The following is a 627-nucleotide window of genomic DNA, read 5'->3' as shown; positions in this document are numbered from 1 at the left end:
TACGTTGAAAATTGGCGTTAACTGTTTTTATCCTGAAAGCCTAGCCGCCCGCTAGGCTTTTCTATTTCCTGCTGCTTCTTCGTTAATCGTTACAACGGTTGTTCGACAATACACACTGGAGAGCCTATCTCACAGTCATAACCCGTTGGGGTAATTTCACCTGTTTGAGGATTGCGACGAAAGCTCACCACATTGTTGGAATGTTGATTGGCAACCAGCAACCACTTTTGATCATGAGACAACACAAAATCTCGTGGAAAAGCCCCTTCACAGTGAATGGCTGCTCGCCTTTTTGGCGTATCGCCAGACACATCAAACATACTGATTTTGTTCTGAGCTCGGCAAGAGACATACAAAAACGTTTCATCTTGCGAAAGACGAATCGCCGCCGCCGCTTGCTGATTATCTTCCCCTTCTAATAATTCTGTTTGATTCGAGATAAGCCATTTATCTTGGTGCTTAACCAGAACAATCAAGGTTTCTGACAGTTCGCAAACCACATACGCTGTCGACTCTTGTTGGTTAAACACCAGATGGCGCGGTCCCGAACCTGCGGGCAAATGAATCACTTGCGACAGTGAAAAATCCGGCGGCTGGGCATCGTAATCATAAATAAGGACGCTATCG

1 protein-coding gene is annotated in these 627 nt (G+C 45.8%); it reads right to left on the bottom strand.

Annotation, left to right across the window (positions count from 1 at the left end):
- Window positions 1–89 precede the first annotated feature (89 nt).
- Window positions 90–627 (bottom strand): beta-propeller fold lactonase family protein (locus R7O13_RS28320; protein ID WP_318305383.1); only part of this gene is annotated, 538 nt, incomplete at its 5' end.

Source organism: Vibrio sp. Y176, assembly GCF_033438945.1.
Note: the sequence above shows the minus strand (reverse complement) of the source record. Positions and strands in the feature narration are given on the sequence as shown.